At 65.6% G+C, this 18330-nt stretch carries 14 protein-coding genes and 1 pseudogene; 7 read left to right on the top strand and 8 right to left on the bottom strand.

The window, feature by feature from the left end:
- The first annotated feature begins 142 nt into the window (after positions 1-142).
- Positions 143-1300 carry a porin gene (locus U5A52_RS01250; protein ID WP_321909233.1) on the top strand — a complete coding sequence of 386 codons (1158 nt, stop codon included), beginning with the start codon at positions 143-145 and terminating at the stop codon, positions 1298-1300.
- A gap of 192 nt (positions 1301-1492) precedes the next feature.
- On the opposite strand, the gene U5A52_RS01245 is transcribed toward U5A52_RS01250, so the two are convergent.
- From U5A52_RS01245 to U5A52_RS01235, 3 genes are all read right to left on the bottom strand, one after another.
- Positions 1493-2761: an MFS transporter gene (locus tag U5A52_RS01245; RefSeq protein WP_321933502.1), complete on the bottom strand. Its 1269-nt coding sequence runs from the start codon at positions 2759-2761 to the stop codon at positions 1493-1495.
- Between the two features lie 61 nt (positions 2762-2822).
- Positions 2823-3632, bottom strand: coding sequence for a siderophore-interacting protein (locus U5A52_RS01240; RefSeq protein WP_321933500.1), 810 nt, complete (start codon positions 3630-3632; stop codon positions 2823-2825).
- Positions 3633-3700: 68 nt separating this feature from the next.
- On the bottom strand, positions 3701-4435 hold the full coding sequence (locus tag U5A52_RS01235; protein WP_415773347.1) for a PadR family transcriptional regulator: 735 nt from the start codon (positions 4433-4435) through the stop codon (positions 3701-3703).
- A gap of 879 nt (positions 4436-5314) precedes the next feature.
- On the opposite strand from U5A52_RS01235, the gene U5A52_RS01230 reads away from it, so the two are divergent.
- Positions 5315-6190 carry a lipid A biosynthesis lauroyl acyltransferase gene (locus U5A52_RS01230; protein ID WP_321914482.1) on the top strand — a complete coding sequence of 292 codons (876 nt, stop codon included), beginning with the start codon at positions 5315-5317 and terminating at the stop codon, positions 6188-6190.
- Between the two features lie 390 nt (positions 6191-6580).
- Here the strand turns inward: U5A52_RS01230 and U5A52_RS01225 are convergent, their stop codons facing one another.
- The gene (locus U5A52_RS01225; RefSeq protein ID WP_321914483.1) at positions 6581-7354 is read right to left on the bottom strand and encodes an MBL fold metallo-hydrolase; all 774 of its coding nucleotides are present in this window, start codon (positions 7352-7354) and stop codon (positions 6581-6583) included.
- Positions 7355-7570: 216 nt separating this feature from the next.
- On the opposite strand from U5A52_RS01225, the gene U5A52_RS01220 reads away from it, so the two are divergent.
- Entirely contained in the window at positions 7571-8278 is a 708-nt protein-coding gene (locus tag U5A52_RS01220) for a GntR family transcriptional regulator (protein ID WP_321914484.1), read from the top strand.
- A gap of 69 nt (positions 8279-8347) precedes the next feature.
- On the opposite strand, the pseudogene U5A52_RS01215 reads toward U5A52_RS01220, so the two are convergent.
- The 3 genes and pseudogenes from U5A52_RS01215 to tcuA form a co-directional block, all read right to left on the bottom strand.
- Positions 8348-8602, bottom strand: a pseudogene (locus U5A52_RS01215) (MFS transporter); the annotation flags it as partial.
- A gap of 59 nt (positions 8603-8661) precedes the next feature.
- Positions 8662-9681, bottom strand: coding sequence for an MmgE/PrpD family protein (locus U5A52_RS01210; protein WP_321933498.1), 1020 nt, complete (start codon positions 9679-9681; stop codon positions 8662-8664).
- 23 nt (positions 9682-9704) lie between these two features.
- The gene (tcuA, locus tag U5A52_RS01205) at positions 9705-11186 is read right to left on the bottom strand and encodes an FAD-dependent tricarballylate dehydrogenase TcuA (RefSeq protein ID WP_321933496.1); all 1482 of its coding nucleotides are present in this window, start codon (positions 11184-11186) and stop codon (positions 9705-9707) included.
- Positions 11187-11681: 495 nt separating this feature from the next.
- On the opposite strand from tcuA, the gene U5A52_RS01200 reads away from it, so the two are divergent.
- From U5A52_RS01200 to U5A52_RS01185, 4 genes are all read left to right on the top strand, one after another.
- Positions 11682-12998 (top strand): MFS transporter, encoded by a 1317-nt coding sequence (locus tag U5A52_RS01200; RefSeq protein ID WP_321933494.1) that lies wholly within the window; start codon positions 11682-11684, stop codon positions 12996-12998.
- Positions 12999-13061: 63 nt separating this feature from the next.
- Complete coding sequence (locus tag U5A52_RS01195; protein WP_321914488.1) at positions 13062-14543, top strand: aldehyde dehydrogenase; 1482 nt, start codon at positions 13062-13064, stop codon at positions 14541-14543.
- A 37-nt stretch (positions 14544-14580) separates the two neighbouring features.
- Positions 14581-15498: an NAD(P)-dependent oxidoreductase gene (locus U5A52_RS01190; RefSeq protein WP_321914489.1), complete on the top strand. Its 918-nt coding sequence runs from the start codon at positions 14581-14583 to the stop codon at positions 15496-15498.
- 91 nt (positions 15499-15589) lie between these two features.
- Positions 15590-16897, top strand: coding sequence for an MFS transporter (locus tag U5A52_RS01185; RefSeq protein WP_321933492.1), 1308 nt, complete (start codon positions 15590-15592; stop codon positions 16895-16897).
- A 194-nt stretch (positions 16898-17091) separates the two neighbouring features.
- Here the strand turns inward: U5A52_RS01185 and U5A52_RS01180 are convergent, their stop codons facing one another.
- Positions 17092-18327: a CaiB/BaiF CoA-transferase family protein gene (locus U5A52_RS01180; RefSeq protein WP_321933490.1), complete on the bottom strand. Its 1236-nt coding sequence runs from the start codon at positions 18325-18327 to the stop codon at positions 17092-17094.
- Between the last annotated feature and the right edge of the window lie 3 nt (positions 18328-18330).

Here is an 18330-nt window from a genome sequence, read left to right as displayed (position 1 = left end):
ATTTCCAGATTTAGCAAATATCTGTTACAGCGTTTGCCAAGGCGATTTAAAGCCTTTGACACGTAGACTTCGCCCGGGATTGCCGGTGTGGCTCCAATACCCGGAGCCGCTTCAGCGCGGTCTGAATGTCATAAGGAAAGTCATGAAGAATACTTTGATTATCGCGGGCGTCCTCGGCGCTTTCGCAGCCTCCGCTCACGCACAAAGCAGCGTTACTCTCTACGGCGCACTGGATGCGGGTATCGTCTATGCGAACAATGCAGGCGGCCACGCCGCATGGAACCAGGGTAGCGGCACCGTTGGCGACACGTACTTCGGCCTGAAGGGCAGCGAAGACCTGGGCGGCGGTCTGCACGCGATCTTCACGTTGGAAAACGGCTTCAACCTGAACAACGGCAAGGACACCGAGAGCGGCACGATGTTCAACCGTCAGGCGTTCGTCGGTCTGCAGAGCGACCGCTTCGGTACGCTGACGCTCGGCCGCCAGTACGACTCGATGGTCGACTACCTCGCTCCGCTGTCGGAAACCGGCTCGGGCTACGGCAACAACCTCGCCGCTCACCCGTTCGACAACGACAACCTCGACCACTCGTTCTCGATCAAGAACGCGGTCAAGTACCAGAGCGTCAACTACCAGGGCTTCAAGTTCGGCGGCATGTACGGCTTCAGCAATGACGCCGGCCAGTTCGCGAACAACCGCGCATGGAGCGCGGGCGCATCGTACGGCAACGGCCCGCTGAACTTCGCGGCTGCCTACCTGCAGATGAACAACTCGCCGACGAACACGAACGCCAACGGCGCGAATTCGGCTTCGAACGGCAACAACTTCAATCTGTCGGCACAAACGCAACGCACGTTCGGCGCAGGCGTGAACTACAACTACGGCCCGGCAACGGTCGGCTTCGTGTGGACGCACACGCAGTACGAAAACCTGATCGCTGGCGGCCAGGGCGGCAACACGTTCTCGATCCCGTCGGGCACGAACCTGCACATGGACAACTTCGAGCTGAACGGCGCCTACGCGCTCACGCCGGCTCTCGCCCTGAACGCGTCGTACACGTTCACGGACGGCAAGGTCACGGGTTCGAACGGTTCGGGCGATCCGAAGTGGCACACGGTTTCGCTGACGGCTGACTACTCGCTCTCGAAGCGCACCGACGTGTACGCTGGCGCCGTGTACCAGCACGCTTCGGGCAGCCTCGGCGACGCCGGCGCGAACGTGGCGATGATCAACACGCTGTCGCCGTCGACCTCGCAGAACCAGGTCGCCGCAACGGTGGGTCTGCGTCACCGCTTCTAAGCATCACTGGCTCGCTCCCTCGTGGAGCGACGAAGCGCGAGTACCCGATCGGCCGGTCGGGGCCCGCGCTTCACGCGGGCCATACCCTTGGCCCGCTGCTTCATCCGCTTTCTACCTGAAGCACGACCGGTTCACGGTGCGTGGCGCGCTCATAAGGCGCGCCACGGCTGTGAACCGGTTTTCTTTTGTGGCTCAGGATTTCACAGCCGCTGGTGCGACGCTTGCCGCAGGCGCGGCTACGTCATTCGGCGCGTCTTCCGTCGCTCCCCGCACCCGCGCAACCCATAGCACCGCCACGCATGTGAGCGCCGCCGCGATCCAGCCGTTCTGCCCAAAGCCGATGATCGCGCCGTGCGCGCCATTCGTGAGCCACTGGCCGCCCAGCCACGCGCCGATGCCCGTGCCGAGCGCCTGCACCGCGCTGTTGGCGCTCAGGAACGCGCCGCGCCGCGCAGGCTCGGGAATGGTGGTGAGCAGCGCCTGCATCGGCACCATGCGGCCCGACATCGAGATCATGAAGAGCGCGAAGAACGCCACGAGCGCGAAGAAGGGCAACGTGGGCAGATGCGTGACGAACAGCACCGGCGCGAGCGAGACGAGCGCCATCACGCGAAACACGCGGCGCTTGCCGTAGCGGTCCGCGAGACGGCCCACCGCGCGCGAGGTCATGAACGTCGCGGCGCCGCCCGCCATGTAGAGCCACGAGAGCTGCTGCGGCGCGACGCCATGATTGCCGACGAGCATCGGCGCGATGAACGGGATCACGAGCATGTGCCCGGCCATCATCGTGAAGGTGAGCGCAAAGGCCTTCAGATGGCGCGGCAACGTAAGCAGCTGCCAGAGATTCGGCAGCACTTGCGCGAGCGGCGTGCGCTGGCCGAGATGCTCGGTGAGCGAAGGCACGACGCGCGAGCCCGCGAGCCAGATCGCCACGGAGAGCGCGACGAGCAGCAGGAACGGCGCGCTCCAGCCGTAATGCGCGCCGAGCAGCACGCCGGCCGGCACGCCCGCAATGGCCGCAATGGAGAACGCCGTCATGATGATGCCCGTGGCCGCGCCGCGCCGGGCGGCGGGAATCACGTCGCTCACGATCGCCATCACGATCGAGCCGAGTATGCCGCCGGTGAGGCCCGCGAACGCGCGCGCTGCGAGCAGCAGATGAAAGTTCGTGGCGAGCGCACAGGCGAGATTGGAGAGCGCGAAGAGGGCGTAGGCCACTTGCAGCAGACGGCGGCGATCGAAGCGGTCGATATACGTCGCCGCAAGGAGTCCTGATAGACCCGAGCAGAGCGAATACGCGGAAACGGCCGTTGCGAACGCCGCCGGCGTGATCGCGAACGCATGCATGATCTGCGGGCCGAGCGGCATCATCACCATGAAATCCATGATGACCGTGAACTGCGTGAGCGCCAGCAGCCAGAGCAGTGTGCGTTCGCGTAGCGGTGTGAGAGTAGTGGTCATGTATTGGCTTGGAGCCTGAAAGTAAAAAGGCGCGGCAGGGTTGCCGCGCCAGCAGGATCGATCAGTCTTCAATCGTTTCGTGCGCCGCCTGCGCGCCGCGCCGCCAGTAGGCGGAGGCGCGGATGCGCTTCTTGTCCACGCCGCGCTCGTTGCACAGATGCGCGCGCACCGCGCGGATTTCCGAGGCTTCGCCGGCGGCCCAGACGTAACCCTCGCCGGGCGGCAGCCACACTTCGGCTACGCCGTCCAGGAGCGGATGCTCCGACTCGCTTTCGTCGCGATAGCACCAGATGGCGTACAGGTCGGCTTCGGTGGGCAGCTCGATGCGGGCTGCGCGGTTCGCCACTTCGACCACTACGGCCACGCGCGCGCCGGGCGGCAGTTCGGTGAGACGCCGCTGGATCGCGGGCAGCGCCGTTTCGTCGCCGATCAGCAAATGCCAGTCGAAGCCCGTGGGAATCACCATGGAGCCGCGCGGGCCGCCCACGCCGAGATACTGGCCGGGCTGCGCCTGTGCCGCCCATGCGGTGGCCGGGCCGGCTTCGTGCAGTGCGAATTCCAGATCGAGCTCGTTACTTTGCGCATCGAAGCGGCGCGGCGTGTAGTCGCGCATGGCGGGACGCTCGACGCCATCGGGGTAGGCGACGCCGTCAGGACCCAAAGTTGGCACTACTGGCTTTTCTTCGCCAGCGGCGGGGAAGAACACCTTGACGTGATCGTCGAACGACGCCGAGACGAAGTCGCTCAGGTCGCCCGTGAGTGTCACGCGCACGAGCGCGGGCGAGAGCGCGGTGACGCGCGCCACGCGCAACAGTCGGAACTTCAGCGGGTGACGTACACGGACGACTTCGAGTTGGGACGGGTTCTGCATGTATGGCTCCGATGTTGGGGTGGTGCGGCGTGGCCGCCGCGTGGCGCGTGACGAATCGATGTGGCGTGTCAAACGCCTTCGCCCTCGCTGCCGTTTTCAATTTCCTGGGTGGCGCGCGCAAGAATCGCGGCGATGCGGCGCTGCTCTTCCGGCGCGACGTCGGTGCGGCGCAGCAGTGCGTGCTTGAGCGCGCGGCGTGCTTCGATCAGTTCGCGCACCCAGCCGCTGCCTTCGGCGGGATCTTCGCCGGCCATCGCGCGGCGCATGACTTCCATCTTGCGGCCGAAGTGCGTGAGCTTCGCGAGGATCAGGTCTGCGCGTTCGCGGTTGGTTTCGAGGTACGTGCGGCCTTCGGGCGAAAGCTCGTAGCGCTTGCGGTTGCCCTCCAGCGTCACGCTCACGTAGCCCAGTTCTTCCAGATACGTGAGGGCCGGATAGACCATGCCGGGGCTCGGGCTGTAGAAGCCGTTCGAACGCGCGTCGAGCGCCTTGATGAGCTCGTAGCCGTGGCTCGGGCGCTCGGCGAGCAGCACGAGCAGCATGAGCTGCAGGTCTTCGGAGCTGAACTTGCGGCCACGGCCGAAACCGTCGCCGTCGCCGAAACCGCCGAAACCGCGGCCGAAACCTTCGCCGAAGCGGTCGCCAAAGTCGCCGGGACCTTCGCCGCCGCGATGGCGGCCCATGGCGTGACGCAGCGCGTGAAGCGCCTGCATGGCCGGGTGACGGCTGCCGAAGAAAGCGCGCGGATCGCGCGCGGCGTGGCCGTGCCGGCCGGTATGACCAAAGTGCAGATGGTGGCGCATAGGGCCTCCTTATCTCTAGGGTGTCTTAAAACATGTCTTAAGATATATATCTTAAGAGTGTTTGTCAAAGAGAATATTTGGGGGGCGGAGCGTGCGACGCAGTCTGCGGCGACCCCGCGGATGCAGGTCAGAAGAGCATGGGGCCAGATTGCCGGAGGCGCGGTCCACGGGTAGCGAATCCCAGGTACCTTGATTCGGCCGCCCGCTCAACGTCTTCGCCGAGCGTACTTGCCAGTGGCGTGGATGGCGCAAACGGGTCCGAGTGACGGGCGTTGGGGGCGGTAGCGTGAGACGGAACGCCAGCGCCTTTCGGAGCACGCGTGCCAGGCGTTCGGGGCGGCGATAAGGCCGGTTAGCGCAATGGCGTATCTGCTCATCGTGCGCGCGCTTCCTGTGTCAGCCGGATCCAGTTGGCGCGAAAACCAGAAAGGGCGACGCGGTGTTGCGCGCCGGGCAAAGCGCGCAAAGGACGGTTTTGGGGAAATGTGTGTGTGATGGTTTCCTGCGACGCGGAGGGCGCTTGTCGACCCGTAGCCGTCGTTCGCTGTCTTGCAGAACGAAGGTCCCTTTGCGGCGCGGAAGTGCCATTCGCATAACCACCGCAGGCAGGAACCCCCTTTCAGTTGTGGGAAAGCGCCGTCGGTGCCAGCGGCGACTACTCACCACCAGGATCTTTTGGGATAGATCGCACCGAAGCCGTTTGTTAGAGTCGGTAATTTCGCGAGTCGTCCCAGTTGCCCGGTGATCACGCCGGGACTGTATGCTCCACGGTTGATCTCTTGAGCGAAACCGTTTCCATTGAGCGGTGACGAGCAGAAAGGTCACCTGCCTGGCATTTGACTTCGCATTCCTGGTTTCACCGCCTATAAGGGACAATCTTTGAAACGTCTCAGCCATGTGCTCATCGTGGCGTTGCTACGCACGCTTTCCATCCTTCCTTACAAATTTGTCGCCAGGCTCGGAATGGTTGTCGGCACTGCGTTGTACGCGCTTCCGAGTCGCCGCAAGCATATTGTCCTGGTGAACTTGCGTCTTTGCTTCCCAGAGAAGACCAGCCGCGAACATCAAAAACTCGCCAGAGCTCACTTCCGCCATGTTGTTCGTAGCTATCTTGAGCGAGGCATCCAGTGGTTTGGCAGTGCGCAGTCGATCCGGGATATCGTCCAGATCGAAAGCAAAATTGATCTCGATGACGATGCAGCCCCGCCGACCATCTTCATGGGTTTTCATTTTGTGGGCATTGAGGTCGGCTGCATGCTCTACTCGACGCACCTCCCCGTCGCCTCTCTGTATACGCGTATGTCAAGCACAACCCTGTGTGACCTGGCCAAGCGGCAACGCGGGAGATTCGGTGCGGAAATGATCGAGCGTGCGACCAGTGCAAGAAAGATCGTGGCATTGCTGCGTTCCGGCAAACCAGTCATGCTCGCGGCGGATATGGACCAAGGCGTTGACAACTCCGTATTTGTCCCATTCTTCGGCGTTCCCGCCTGCACGCTCACAGCCGTTTCGCGTATCGCGAGACTGGCGCGCGCGCGGGTTGTTCCCTTCGTGACCGAGGTGCTCCCGAATTATCAAGGGTATAAGCTGACAATTTTCGAGCCGCTCGCGGAGTTCCCATCGGGGAGCGATATGGTCGACGCGCGTCGCATGAATGCGTTCCTTGAGGAACAGGTCGTTAAGTTTCCCGAGCAGTATTACTGGGTGCACCGACGTTTCAAGCATCGACCACCAGGTATGGCATCGGTATATTGAACGGTTCACTGGGGCATTGAGCCTGTAGGCCGCGTTTGCCAGCAGCACCGCGTTGTGTTCGACCTTTGCGTATGCAGGCTGTGGAGCAGAAAGTGTCGGCGAGCAATGGCGAATAGATAACGCTTTAGACCGACGGTCTCTGACCAGGGACCGACGCCCCGCCGTGTCTCGATACCGCGAGAGCGGGCGCGCGGACCTCGAACGCCCGTTGACGCGGGCAGAACGGACATTTGACTGTCCATCTAAATGTGCCGACGAAAGGCTGGAGATGGTCGTTCTTTGACCCACGGCGTGCGCCAGATCGGCCGCCACCAGGCGAGTCTATGCGGCGGCATAAGCCGACCCTAACCAGCCAGTCACTATGGCCGGAAGCGCCGACCCGAAGAGCGATCAGGTACGTTTCGCCAGATAGGCATCGACTAACTCGACCAGTCGTTCTCGCCCGAAGCTCCCATCATGCCCAGCGTGGACTACTTGCACGGGCAGTTCACGCAAGCGTTTCATCGTTCGCACATAAGTCGGAATATCAGCGCCGCTTATCTCATCCAGTAGCGGGCCATCGTAGATCGCATCGCCTGAGAACAGAGTGCCAGTAGCCGCTTCCCACAGGCCAATGCTGCCCGGTGAGTGGCCGGGCAGATGCAGAACTTCAAAGTTCCGGTTGCCGAGATCAACGACGTTCCCGTCCTTGACGATTTCCGTGACCGTCGCGGCCCGCACGCGATAGTCAGACATCGAGTAATCAGCGTCGGGAAGGGCCGTGATCAAATCACCGTCGAACGAATACCCGGCTTCGCGATACCGGCGAATGGCTTTGTCGCCTAATACCGACGCCAGAAGGGTGCCTGGTTCGCGCGGCGAGCGCAGATTCTCTGCCTCCAATTCGTGAACCAGTGTGTGGTCGAACTCGTGATGTCCGCCGACATGATCCGAGTGTGTATGCGTCGCAACGGCGGTTACGTTGTTCTGCAGCAGATGCTTTGCCGCATCGCGTAGGCTAGCGATACCCATCCCTGTGTCGATCATCAGGTCTCGGTCGCGGCCGCGCACATGCCAGATATTGCAGCGCATCAGCGGCACAACGTGGGGTTCCCAAAACAGGGTGATGTCATCGCTGATGCGTTTGAGTTCAAACCACCGCTGGGCAATTGGTAACCTGGTCATGTAGGGACACTCACGAGAATGAGTTGTTACTTTGACACACTTCGCATCGCACCTCGAGATGTCTCCCGATAGGGCCTGGAGGCGCACAACCTTGTCTGCGGGAACGTTCTCAATGTCGTTCGTCCTGACAGCGTACAGGTATCTAACTTTGGGTACTTGCGTATACAATGGTACGCACCCAGTCGGGTCCGCAGTCAACAGGCCGAAGGTGAGTCCTTGAGCGAAAAATCCAATTCATCGTTACGCGAGATCGAGCCGCCGGCGGATGCCGGTCAGGGCTCGCTTGCTCAATATGTCTATACCCGGCTTCGCCAGGAAATTCGCAACCGCGAACTCGGTTCGGGCACACGGCTGCGGGAAACCGATATAGCCGAGCGTCTGGCCGTGAGTCGGACCCCCGTCCGCGAGGCGCTCAAGCGGCTCGAGTCGGAAGGCATGGTGCGTTTCGCGCCGCCACGGGGCTATGTCGTCGAGCAGCTTTCGGAAAGGCAGGTCATGGAGCTTTACGCGATGCGCAAGGTCATGGTTGGCGCGGCAGCCCGCTTCGCGGCCGAGCAGGCTTCGCCGATCGAAGTGCTCTCGATGAACCAGGTCATTGCGCAACTGGAGCGCACGAAAGTGCCGGAGGAAGTAGCAGCGTTGAACCGGCGTCTGCATGAAATCATCGTGGCCGCTGCGCATAACGAGTATTTGTCGAAGGCCGCCAGTGTGCTCGGCGACGCGCTCGCGCTGCTCGGCACGACCACCTATTCGCAGCCGGGCCGCATCAAGAGCGGACTCGCGGAGAACAAGCTGATTGTTGCATGCATCGCGCGGCACGACGCGGACGGCGCGGAAAAGGCCGCGCAGGCGCACGTCGCCGCCGCGACCGAACTGCGCCTGCAGATGCTTTTCGGCCCGGAGAGCGGCCAGTCGGGCAGTTAGGATTCGGAACCGTTTGGCCGCCGTGCTGAGCGTTTCGTCCGGCGTTCCAGCGAGCGCGGGGTTGATCGTTTCGAGCTTGCGCCCCGTCGTGCGCGCACCGAATGCGAGCGTGACGGCTGCGACCGCGAGCCACGCCCCGGCGATATACGCGAATACCCACACATAGCCGAAGCGCGTGAAGATCGCCGCAACGATGAACGCGTTGCCGACATTGGCGAGCGGTCCAACGCCATACGCGAAGCCCGCTCCCGTGTTGCGGATATCGGTGGGATATTGCTCCGGCGTATATGCGTAGCACAGCGAAACGAAAGTCTGCGTGAGCATGCCGACGCAAAATCCGAACGGCACGATGACCCTATGCGCCCTTGCGTGCCGGCGTGCGATCAGGGCACCCAGGCGGTTTCGTCGGAACCGTCGCCGGGCGTCGTGCTCAGTGCGAGCGGTGCGCTCGCCGCGTCGGCGCCCGGCAGCGTGCGCCTCGCCATGAGCGTGCCGAGCAGGGCGATGTCGCTCGCTTCGTCGATGGCTTCGAGGCGTTCGTAGAGCGCGAGCGCTTCGGACGCGCCGATGGTTGCGATGCAACGCGCGACGAAGGCGTCGCAGCGGTCATGGTGTGCGGGCGGCGCGGCGCTCGATGGGCCATGGCGCGGCTCGCCGAAGGCGTCGGCGGCCCGCGTCAATGCGTCGGTCAACGTGTCGGTCAGCGGGCCGTGCGGTGTTGGCCCGGCTGTCTCGCCTTGCTCCGCAAGCGCGACCGTATGGAGCGCCACGCGCGCGCACCGACCGGCGCGCAAGGGAGCTTTGAGTGCTTCGTCGGGCGCTGCGGCTGCGAAGTCGGCTTCATCCATCATCATTGCGCCAGGAGCGAGCGCGAGCGCTGCCGCCGTCGTCGAGGCGTCGAAGCGAAGCAGATGGCTTGCCGCGGCGACCGTCGCAAGCGTCGTGGCGAGCATGGGCGCGAGGTTCGGCGCAGCGCTTGCAAGCCCCTGGGCGGCCGCTTCGCCCGCAAGCCACGCGGCATGGAACCGCTCGCCGGAGAGCCTGCGTGCGCCGGCCAGCGCGAACAGCGCGGCGAAGCGCGCGGCGTGCGCTTCGCCGTTGTCCGTGCTCGCGCCCTGCTGTCCGGCGGCTGCCGCCGCGCCGTTCGCGAGCGCGGCGTCGAGCGCCGTTGTGCGGCGCGCGGTGCCCGCAACGAGGCATGGCCCATCCTCGGCCAGCGCGCCTGACGTATGCGCGGGCCGCTGCGCTGCCGGGCTGCCCGCGCCGCTCATCAACGCGCCGACGGTCTCGATGATGGCGTCGCGCGTCGCGGCCCGGGCGTGCGGTGTGGCCTTGCGCGCGTCGAAGGCCGCGATGCGCCGGGCCAGCGGCAGCGCGGCGGCAATGAGTGCGTGTTCGGTCATCGGTTTGCCCTCGCTGTGCGCGTTCACGAGCGCGCCGACGTGCGGCCGGCAATGCGCCCGAACGTTGCGCCCGAAACGAGCCCGGTTCCCGCCGGGTAGTTGTCGTAGAAGAGGCCGCCGACCATCTCGCCGCAGGCGGTGAGCCCCTCGATGGGCCGCCAGTCCGTGCCGATCACGCGGGCCTCTTCGTCGATCTTCAGGCCGCCGAACGTGAAAGTGATGCCGCCCGTGGCCGAGTACGCGTAGAACGGCGCCTTGTCGAGCTTGAGCGCCCAGTTGGTCTTGTCGGGGCTCAGGCCGTGCGTGGCGAGTCCGTCCTTGCCAGTGGGGTCGAAGCCGTCCGAGGCGTCGTGCGCGGCGGCGTTATAGGCTTGCACGGTGCGCAGCGCCTGCGCCTTGTCATCGATGTCGAGCTGGGCGATCAGCGCCTCCAGCGTGTCCGCCTTGAGCGGCTCGCTCGTCGCGTAGCGCGGTTCCAGCAGATGCACGGTCTGCGAGTCGAACAGCTGATAGACCTTCGCGCCGGGCTCCGCAAGAATCGCGCGGCCGTACTTCGCGTAGGTGAACATCGCGCCGTCCTCGCCTTCGTCCACGAAGCGCAGGCCCTTGCGGTTGATCATCACACCATAGAGGTAGCTCAGGCGATTGCTGCGGTCGGTCATTTCGCGCGGCGCGAAGTTGCCCCAGTCGGCGCTGATCGGCGTGGCGTGGCAGCCGCTCCACTGGCCCCACGGCATCGCGCCGATCTCCATTGCCATGCGCAAGCCATCACCCTGGTTGTGCGGCGTGCCGCGCACCTTCGCCCCACCCACGAGCGGGCCGATATGCTGCGTGCGCATCTGCACGTTCGCCTCGAAGCCGCCGCAGCCGAGGATCACCGAGCGGCTGTTGAGCGTGCGGATGCCTTCGTCGTCGCGCACGCGCACGCCGCACACGCGGCCGCTCGCGTCCTGCAGCAGCGCCGTGACGGCCGCGCCGTAACGCACCTCGATGTCGAGTCGCTCCGCCGCCGCGAACCAGCCGCGCGACAGGCCCACGCCCTCGTGCTCGGCGCGCACCACGAGCCCGCGCGCCCAGATGATCTGATTGCCCTTGCGCACGCCGGTGAGGCTCACGGCCGGCTCCATGCGGATCTGGCCGGTTTCGTGCATCCAGAACACGGTGTCTTTCGAATTGTCGACGAGCACGCGCGAGAGCACAGGGTCGGTCTGGCCGCTCGTCACGCGCATGAGGTCGCCGTGAAAGTCGCTGCGCGTGTAAGGATGGATGCCCGCGTAAAAGTCCTCGAACTCCTTTTCCACGCCCGGCAGGAGCGGGCCGATCTCGCGCGGGTCGTCGAAGGCGAAGCGCAGCACGCCGCCGCTCCAGTGCGTGTTGCCGCCGCGCATGCCGCGCGGCGCCTTTTCCAGCACGACGACGCGTTGGGCGCCGTTTTCGCGCGCCGATACGGCGGCGGCCAGTGCGGCGTTGCCTGCGCCTACCACGATCACGTCATAGTCGGTCATTCCGGGGCTCCTCTCGGTGGGGACGTTTGCTGGCGTTTCGATGTCGGTCCGAATGATGGCCTGCGCGTTTCGTCCGGCCTGGCGCCGGCAATCGTTTCGCGCGCAACCAAACGCTTTTCTCGCGCTTTCCGCGCACTTCGCTGACGACACGCAGACCGCCTGATTGTCCGAGTCAGAATACGACTGTATACACAAGTACTCCAGTAAGTACATTCCCTGGCTACATGACGGGTCGGGGAAAGGACTAGGCTTTCGCCATCTCGTCGGCCATGGCGAGCGTGCGCAGTGACGATTCGTTGTGTGTGCCACGGTTCGCGCGCCGGTATGTCTGCGGGTAAGCCTGCTGCGCCGGAAGCCTTGCACCGATCCGGCCACCGCCGCCACGCACGCAAGGCCGTGCGCTGCGGCAAATGAATCAGAACCACAAGAACGTGCCTCGGCAAGCGGCGTGTGTCCGTTGGCCCGAGCCTTTGTGCAGAGCCAGGAGACATGAGCATGGCAACCCCGAGCGGCCCCTTGTCGATTCCCGTCAGCCGCGCAACCGCGATTTCGGAGCAGGCCACTTACCGCAAGGTGGCGTGGCGCCTCACGCCGCTGTTGCTGCTGTGCTATGTGGTCGCCTACCTCGACCGCGTGAACGTGGGCTTCGCCAAGCTGCAGATGGCCGCCGACCTGCAGCTGTCGGACGCCGTCTATGGCTTCGGCGCGGGCGTGTTCTTTCTCGGCTATTTCCTCTTCGAGGTGCCGAGCAATCTGATCCTGCATCGCGTCGGCGCGCGGGTATGGATCGCGCGCATCATGATCACGTGGGGCGTGGTCTCGGCGCTGACGATGTTCGTGCGCACGCCGGGCATGTTCTTCGTGATGCGCTTCTTGCTCGGCGTGGCCGAAGCGGGCTTCTTTCCCGGTGTGATCCTGTATTTGACGTATTGGTATCCGTCGAGCCGGCGCGGCATGACGACGGCGTGGCTCGTCACCGCCGTGGCGCTCTCCGGGCTGATCGGCGGCCCGCTTTCGGGCTGGCTGCTCAAGACGCTCGACGGCGTGAACCAGTGGCACGGCTGGCAGTGGCTCTTTCTGGTGGAGGGGCTGCCTTCCGTCCTTGTCGGCTTCGTCGTGCTGGCGAAGCTCGACGAGCGCATCGAAACGGCCCGCTGGCTCAGCGACGACGAAAAGTCGCTCCTGCTCGCCAATCTGCGCGCGGACGCCCAGGCGAAACCCGTTGTCTGCCTGCGTGCGCTCTTTGCGAATCCGCGCGTCTGGCTCATTTCGCTCATCCACTTCCTGTTCGTGATGGGGCTCTACGGCGTGGGCTTCTGGCTGCCCACCATCATCAAGAGCACCGGCGTGGCCGATCCGCTGACGATCGGTCTGCTCTCGGCGATTCCGTTCGGCGCGGCCGTGATCGCGATGCTGGCGGCGGCGAAGCACGCCGACCACCGCTGCGAGCGCCGCAAGCACGTCGCGGCTTCGGCGTTGGCGGGCGCGCTCGGGCTTCTGCTCGCCGTGCTCTGGGCGAACCACACAGCGCTCGCCATGTGTGCACTGACGCTCGCGACGGCCGGCATCATCACGACGCTGCCGCTGTTCTGGTGCCTGCCCACGGCGTTCCTGGGCGGCGCGGCGGCGGCGGCCGGTATCGCATTCATCAACGCAATCGGCAATCTCGCGGGTTTTCTCGGGCCATACGCGGTGGGCTGGCTCAAGGAGGCGACGCATAGCAGCGCGCCGGCCATGTATCTGCTCGCGGCATGCATGGCGCTCGGCGCGCTGCTCGCGCTCGCGTTGCCGGCGCGGCTCGTGGACCGTTAGCGCGCCGCGCAAACCGCACAACCACCCGGCGCGCGCGACGCGCGGCCAGATCAAGGAGGCGATGTGGATATCAGGAAGTGTCGGCTGTATATCGGCGGTCAGCGTGTCGAGGCGCACAGCGCTCGCGTGCTGCCGAGCGTGAATCCCTATACCGGCGAAGTGTGGGCCGAGATTCCCGAGGCGGACGAAGCGGACGTCGCGCGCGCGGTGGCGGCCGCGACGCGTGCGTTTCACGACGGCTGGCGGCAGACTTCGGGCGTGGCGCGCGCTGCGCTCATGCTCAAGCTCGCCGCGCTGATCGAAGCCAATGCGGACCGCATGTCGGCAATCGAGAGCGCCGACAATGGCAAGATCGTCCGCGAGACGCGCCCGCAAATGCTGTGGGTGGGACGCCAGTTGCGCTATTTCGCGGGCTATGCCGACAAGCTGTTCGGCCAGCATGTTCCGCTCGATCAGGCCGATACGCTCGACTTCGTTTCGCTCGAACCGTATGGCGTGGTGGGCCTCATCACGGCCTGGAACTCGCCGCTCTCGCTGCTCGCGAACAAGCTCGCGCCCGCGCTCGCCGCGGGTAACTGCGTGGTGGTGAAGCCGTCCGAGCACGCCTCGGTGTCGACGCTCGAATTCGCCTCGCTGGTCGAGGAGGCGGGATTTCCACCGGGTGTATTCAACGTGGTGACCGGTGGCGCCGAAACCGGGCGCGCGCTCGTGAACGATCCCGGCATCGCGCTCGTGAGCTTCACGGGTAGCGCCAACGTGGGCCGCGAGATCGCGGCGGCGGCGGGGCGGCGCCTTGTCCCCGTGAAGCTGGAACTGGGCGGCAAGTCGCCCAACATCATTTTCGACGACGCCGATCTCGACAAGGCCGTGGTGGGCGCGCTCGCCGGCATCTTCGGCGCGACCGGGCAAACCTGCGTGGCGGGCTCGCGCCTCTTCGTGCAGCGCGGCGTGTATGCCGAGGTGGTCGAGCGTCTCGCCGTACGCGCGCGGGCCATCCGCATGGGCGACCCGTGCGATGCGGCCACCGAAATGGGCACCGTGGCCAACGAGCCGCAGTTCCGCCGCATCCTCGCCGCCATCGAGGCGGCGAAGGCCGCGGGCGCGCGCCTCGTCACGGGCGGCGCGCGCGCGCAAGGCGCGGCGCTCGGCAAGGGCTTCTTCATCGAACCGACCATCTTCGCCGATGTCGACAACGCCAGCGAACTCGCCCAGGAAGAGATCTTCGGCCCCGTGCTCGCAATCATTGCGTTCGACACCGAAGCCGAGGCGATCAAACTCGCCAACGACTCGCGCTATGGCCTCGCGGCCGGCATCTGGTCGCAGGACATTTCGCGTGCGATGCGTGTGTCGAAGGCGCTGAACTGCGGCACCGTGTGGGTCAACACCTATCGCGCACTCGCGGCGCAGGCGCCGTTCGGCGGCATGAAGGAATCGGGCATCGGCCGCGAGCGCGGCGAAGCGGGGCTGCGCGAATACCTGACCACGAAGAACGTGATGATCGATTACTCGAGCGCCGTGCGCGACCCGTTCGCGATCCGCACGTGAGCGCGCGGCCAGAACGCATGACAGGAGAAGCAGGCATATGAACGCGATTACCCGTATCGGATTCATCGGGCTTGGCGTGATGGGCGGCCCCATGTGCGCGAATCTCGCGCGCAAGTCGGCGCTGCCGGTTCACGCATTCGACATGTCGAAGGAGGCGCTCGCCGAAGCCGTCGCGAACGGCGTCACCGCGGAGGCTTCGCCGACGGCAGTGGCGCGCGCCGCCGACATCGTGTTTCTCTCGCTGCCCTCGATCGATCAGGTCGAGAGCGTGTGCGCCGAACTCGCGAGCGCAGGCGAGCGCCTGCGAACCATCGTGGACATGAGCACGAGCGATGTCGCACGCACGCGCGCGCTGGCGCAGAAGCTCGGCGAGCGCGGCATCACGCTGATCGACGCACCGGTGGCCCGCACGCGCGAGGCCGCCGTGAAGGGCACGCTGATGATTTCGGTGGGCGCGACCGAGGCCGACTTCGCGGCCGTGCAGCCGCTGCTCGCGCTGATGGGCTCGGACGTGCTGCATTGCGGGCCGGTCGGCAACGGCCAGACGATCAAGATCCTCAACAACATGCTGGTGTTCATGACCGTCAACGCGCTTTCGGAAATCATCACGCTCGGCCGGCGCGCGGGCTTCGACGGCGAGACGCTTTTCAGCCTGCTCTCGAAGGGCTCCGCGGACAGCTTCGTGCTGCGCAATCACGGCATGAAGTCGCTCGTGCCGGACAGCTTTCCCGAGAAGGTGTTCCCGCTCGTCTACGCGATCAAGGACGCGGGGCTCGCGCTCAATCTCGCGGCGGAGGCGGGGTTCGAGCCGCATATCGCGAACTACACGTATGACCTCATGTGCCGTGCGCGCGACGCGGGCTTCGGCCAGAACTATCACCCGGCGATCGTGCAGCTCGTGGACGGGCGCGTCGGCTCGCCCGCGCCACAGCGGCACGTGAGCGAGCCGGACTGAGACAGCTTTGCGCCACGCGCCGCTTTCGCGGCGGCGCAGTGCATCGCGCACACTGACTCTCGTTGTATCGCCGACATCAAGGAGACGGACAATGACAATGGCCTCACAGGAAGCCGCGATCATTTCGAAGATTCGCCGGCATATCGTGCCGCTCCTGATGCTGTGCTATTTCGCGGCGTACCTCGACCGCGTGAACCTCAGCTTCGCCGCGCTCTCAATGAACGAGGAACTGGGCTTCACGCCCGCCGTGTTCGGCGCCGGGGCGGGTATTTTCTTTTTGGGTTACGTACTGTTCGAAGTGCCAAGCAATCTGGCGCTGCGCCGCTTCGGCGCGCGCCGATGGTTCGCGCGCATCATGCTCACGTGGGGTGTACTTTCGCTGATGTTCGCCTTCGTGCGCACGACGCCGCAATTCATGGGCTTGCGCTTCCTGCTGGGCGTGGCCGAAGCCGGCTTCTTTCCCGGCGTGATGTTCTTTCTCACGCAGTGGTTTCCCGCCACGCACCGCGCACGCATGATCGGCGCGTTCGCCGTGGCGATTCCGGCCTCGGCGGGCATCGGCGCGCCGCTTTCCGGCCTGCTGCTGAACCTGCACGGCGCGGGCGGCCTGAGCGGCTGGCAGTGGCTTTTCATCATCGAGGCAGTGCCTTCGCTCGTGCTCGGCGTCGTGCTGCTGCGCACGCTGGCCGACTCGCCGAGCGAGGCCGCCTGGCTCGACGACGAGGAGCGCCGCTGGCTTGGCACGCGCCTCGCCGACGAGCGCCGCGCATTGCCGCCCGGCGACGGTCATGCGGGCGCGTGGCGCGCGCTGTGCAATCCGCGCGTGTGGGCGCTCGGTTTCGTGTATTGCGGGATCGTCGCGGCCAACTACGGCGTGACCTTCTTCCTGCCGCAGATCGTGCGCGCTTTCGGCGCGTCGTTCACGGCGGTGGGCTTCATGTCGGCGCTGCCGTTCGTCGCAGCGGCGATCGGCGTGCTGTGGTGGGGCGCGCGCTCGGACCGGCTGCGCGAGCGGCGCTGGCACCTCATGATTCCCAGCATGGTCGCGGTGCTGGCGCTGATCGTCGTCGCGCTGACCGACTATCCGCCAGTGCGGCTCGCCGCGCTGATTGCCGGCGGCTTCGGTGCGTTCGCCAATCTCCCGGTGTTCTGGGCGCTCACGCCCACGCTGCTCGCGCAAGCCGAGGCGGCGGCGGGCATTGCGGTCGTCAGTTCGATCGGCAATATCGCCGGGTTTCTCGCGCCCTATGCGGTTGGCGTGCTCAAGCAGGCAACCGGCACGTTTGCGAGCGGGATGCTGGGGCTCGCGGGTTTCATCGTGGTGACGTTGATCGTGGCGGCCGTGCTGCTGCGCACGCGTCGCGAGGGCGCGCCGCTCGCGAGCCGCGCGGCGCCTTGACCCAAAGCAGTATCCGGTAGCAGGGCGGCTCCGGCCGCGCAACGGCGCGCAGTGTTTGCGCGCGTTTCTTTTCTTTGCAACGTTTTGCTGGACATGCCCGAATGGCCGATGCGAACAGTCATGCCGCCACAAGTCACTTCGTAGAACGAAGCGACACGCAGACGCATTGCGCGTCCGCGCGTGCCCGGCAAGCGTCATACCGACTGACGAACCGGCGCCCAGGCGAACGAATCGTCCTGACGCACGCCAACCGCGCCGCAGGCGAGCAGCGCCGCGCACTCCTGTGCGCTGAGCCCGGCGGCTTCGAGCACCTCGAGCGTGTGCTCGCCGAGTTCCGGCGGTGGCAGCGTGCCGGGCGATGCGCCTTGCGCGGCCATGCGCGGAAACTCGGGCACGTCGAACGGCAAGCCGCGATAGTCGACCGCGCGCAGTTTCCCCGGCTGATGCGCCTGCGGCGCTTCGAGCACGCGTTCGAGCGGCAACACCTCGGTGCAGCCCACGCCGATTGCCTTCAGGCGCGCGGCAACGTCGTCGAAATCACAGGCGCGCACGGCGTGGCGCACGATCTCCTCGACGCTCTCCCGCGCCTTCTTGCGCTGACGCAGCGTGGCGAGCGCCGCGTCGCTTGCCTGCGGCAGACCGAGCGCTTCGCAGAACTTGCGCCAGTGGGCGTCGTTGAGCATGAGCAGATAGATCCAGCGGTCGTCGGCCGTGAGGTACGCGCCATAGCCCGGCATGCTGAATTCGCCGTGCGGCTCGCGCTCGGGCCGGCCGAACAGATGCGTCTTCAACTGCACGCCGACGAGATCCCGCGACGCCACATGCAGGCCCGTTTCGTAGAGCCCGACCTCCACGTGGCGCTCACCGCCGTCCGCGTGTTCGCGACCTTCGAGCAAGGTCGCGAGGATGCCGATCACCGCATAGGCGCCCGCAAACTGATCGTGATACGAGGGCCCGAGGCGGCTTGGGCGGCCATTCACGCGATTGGCCTCCATCACGCCGGTGGAGGCCTCGGCAACGGGGTTCGACGCGAGATCTTCGGCCTGCGGCCCCGCCGCATAGCCGCGGATATGGCAGTAGACGAGCGCGGGATTGACGGCGCGGCACGCTTCGCGCGTCACGCCGAGCTTGCGCGCGGCTTTGGGCGCGAGATTGTGCACGAGCACGTCGGCTTGGGCCACGAGCTTCATGAATGCCGCCTGGCCTTCGGGCTTGCCGAGGTCGAGGCACACGCTCTTCTTGCCGTGGCTATAGGCGATGAATGTCCCGCTCGGGCCGCCGCGCACGAGGCTGCGCGTCGGGTCGCCGGCGGGCGGCTCGACCTTGATGACCTCGGCGCCCAGCTGCGCAAGGATGTGGCTGGCGAAAGGGGCGGCGAGCATGGTGCCCAGTTCGATGATGCGTCGTCCGGCGAGGGGTGCGTGTCTCATGGG

This window comes from Paraburkholderia sp. J8-2 (assembly GCF_905220195.1).
Classification (GTDB): Bacteria; Pseudomonadota; Gammaproteobacteria; order Burkholderiales; family Burkholderiaceae; genus Paraburkholderia.
This window is presented reverse-complemented; position numbering and strand designations above follow the sequence as displayed.

Coding starts and splice junctions, on each gene's coding strand:
- U5A52_RS01250 (WP_321909233.1), top strand. CDS start 143: ATGAAGAATACTTTGATTATCGCGGGCGTCCTCGGCGCTTTCGCAGCC.
- U5A52_RS01245 (WP_321933502.1), bottom strand. CDS start 2,761: ATGACCACTACTCTCACACCGCTACGCGAACGCACACTGCTCTGGCTG.
- U5A52_RS01240 (WP_321933500.1), bottom strand. CDS start 3,632: ATGCAGAACCCGTCCCAACTCGAAGTCGTCCGTGTACGTCACCCGCTG.
- U5A52_RS01235 (WP_415773347.1), bottom strand. CDS start 4,435: ATGCGCCACCATCTGCACTTTGGTCATACCGGCCGGCACGGCCACGCC.
- U5A52_RS01225 (WP_321914483.1), bottom strand. CDS start 7,354: ATGACCAGGTTACCAATTGCCCAGCGGTGGTTTGAACTCAAACGCATC.
- U5A52_RS01210 (WP_321933498.1), bottom strand. CDS start 9,681: ATGACCGAACACGCACTCATTGCCGCCGCGCTGCCGCTGGCCCGGCGC.
- tcuA (WP_321933496.1), bottom strand. CDS start 11,186: ATGACCGACTATGACGTGATCGTGGTAGGCGCAGGCAACGCCGCACTG.
- U5A52_RS01200 (WP_321933494.1), top strand. CDS start 11,682: ATGGCAACCCCGAGCGGCCCCTTGTCGATTCCCGTCAGCCGCGCAACC.
- U5A52_RS01190 (WP_321914489.1), top strand. CDS start 14,581: ATGAACGCGATTACCCGTATCGGATTCATCGGGCTTGGCGTGATGGGC.
- U5A52_RS01185 (WP_321933492.1), top strand. CDS start 15,590: ATGACAATGGCCTCACAGGAAGCCGCGATCATTTCGAAGATTCGCCGG.
- U5A52_RS01180 (WP_321933490.1), bottom strand. CDS start 18,327: ATGAGACACGCACCCCTCGCCGGACGACGCATCATCGAACTGGGCACC.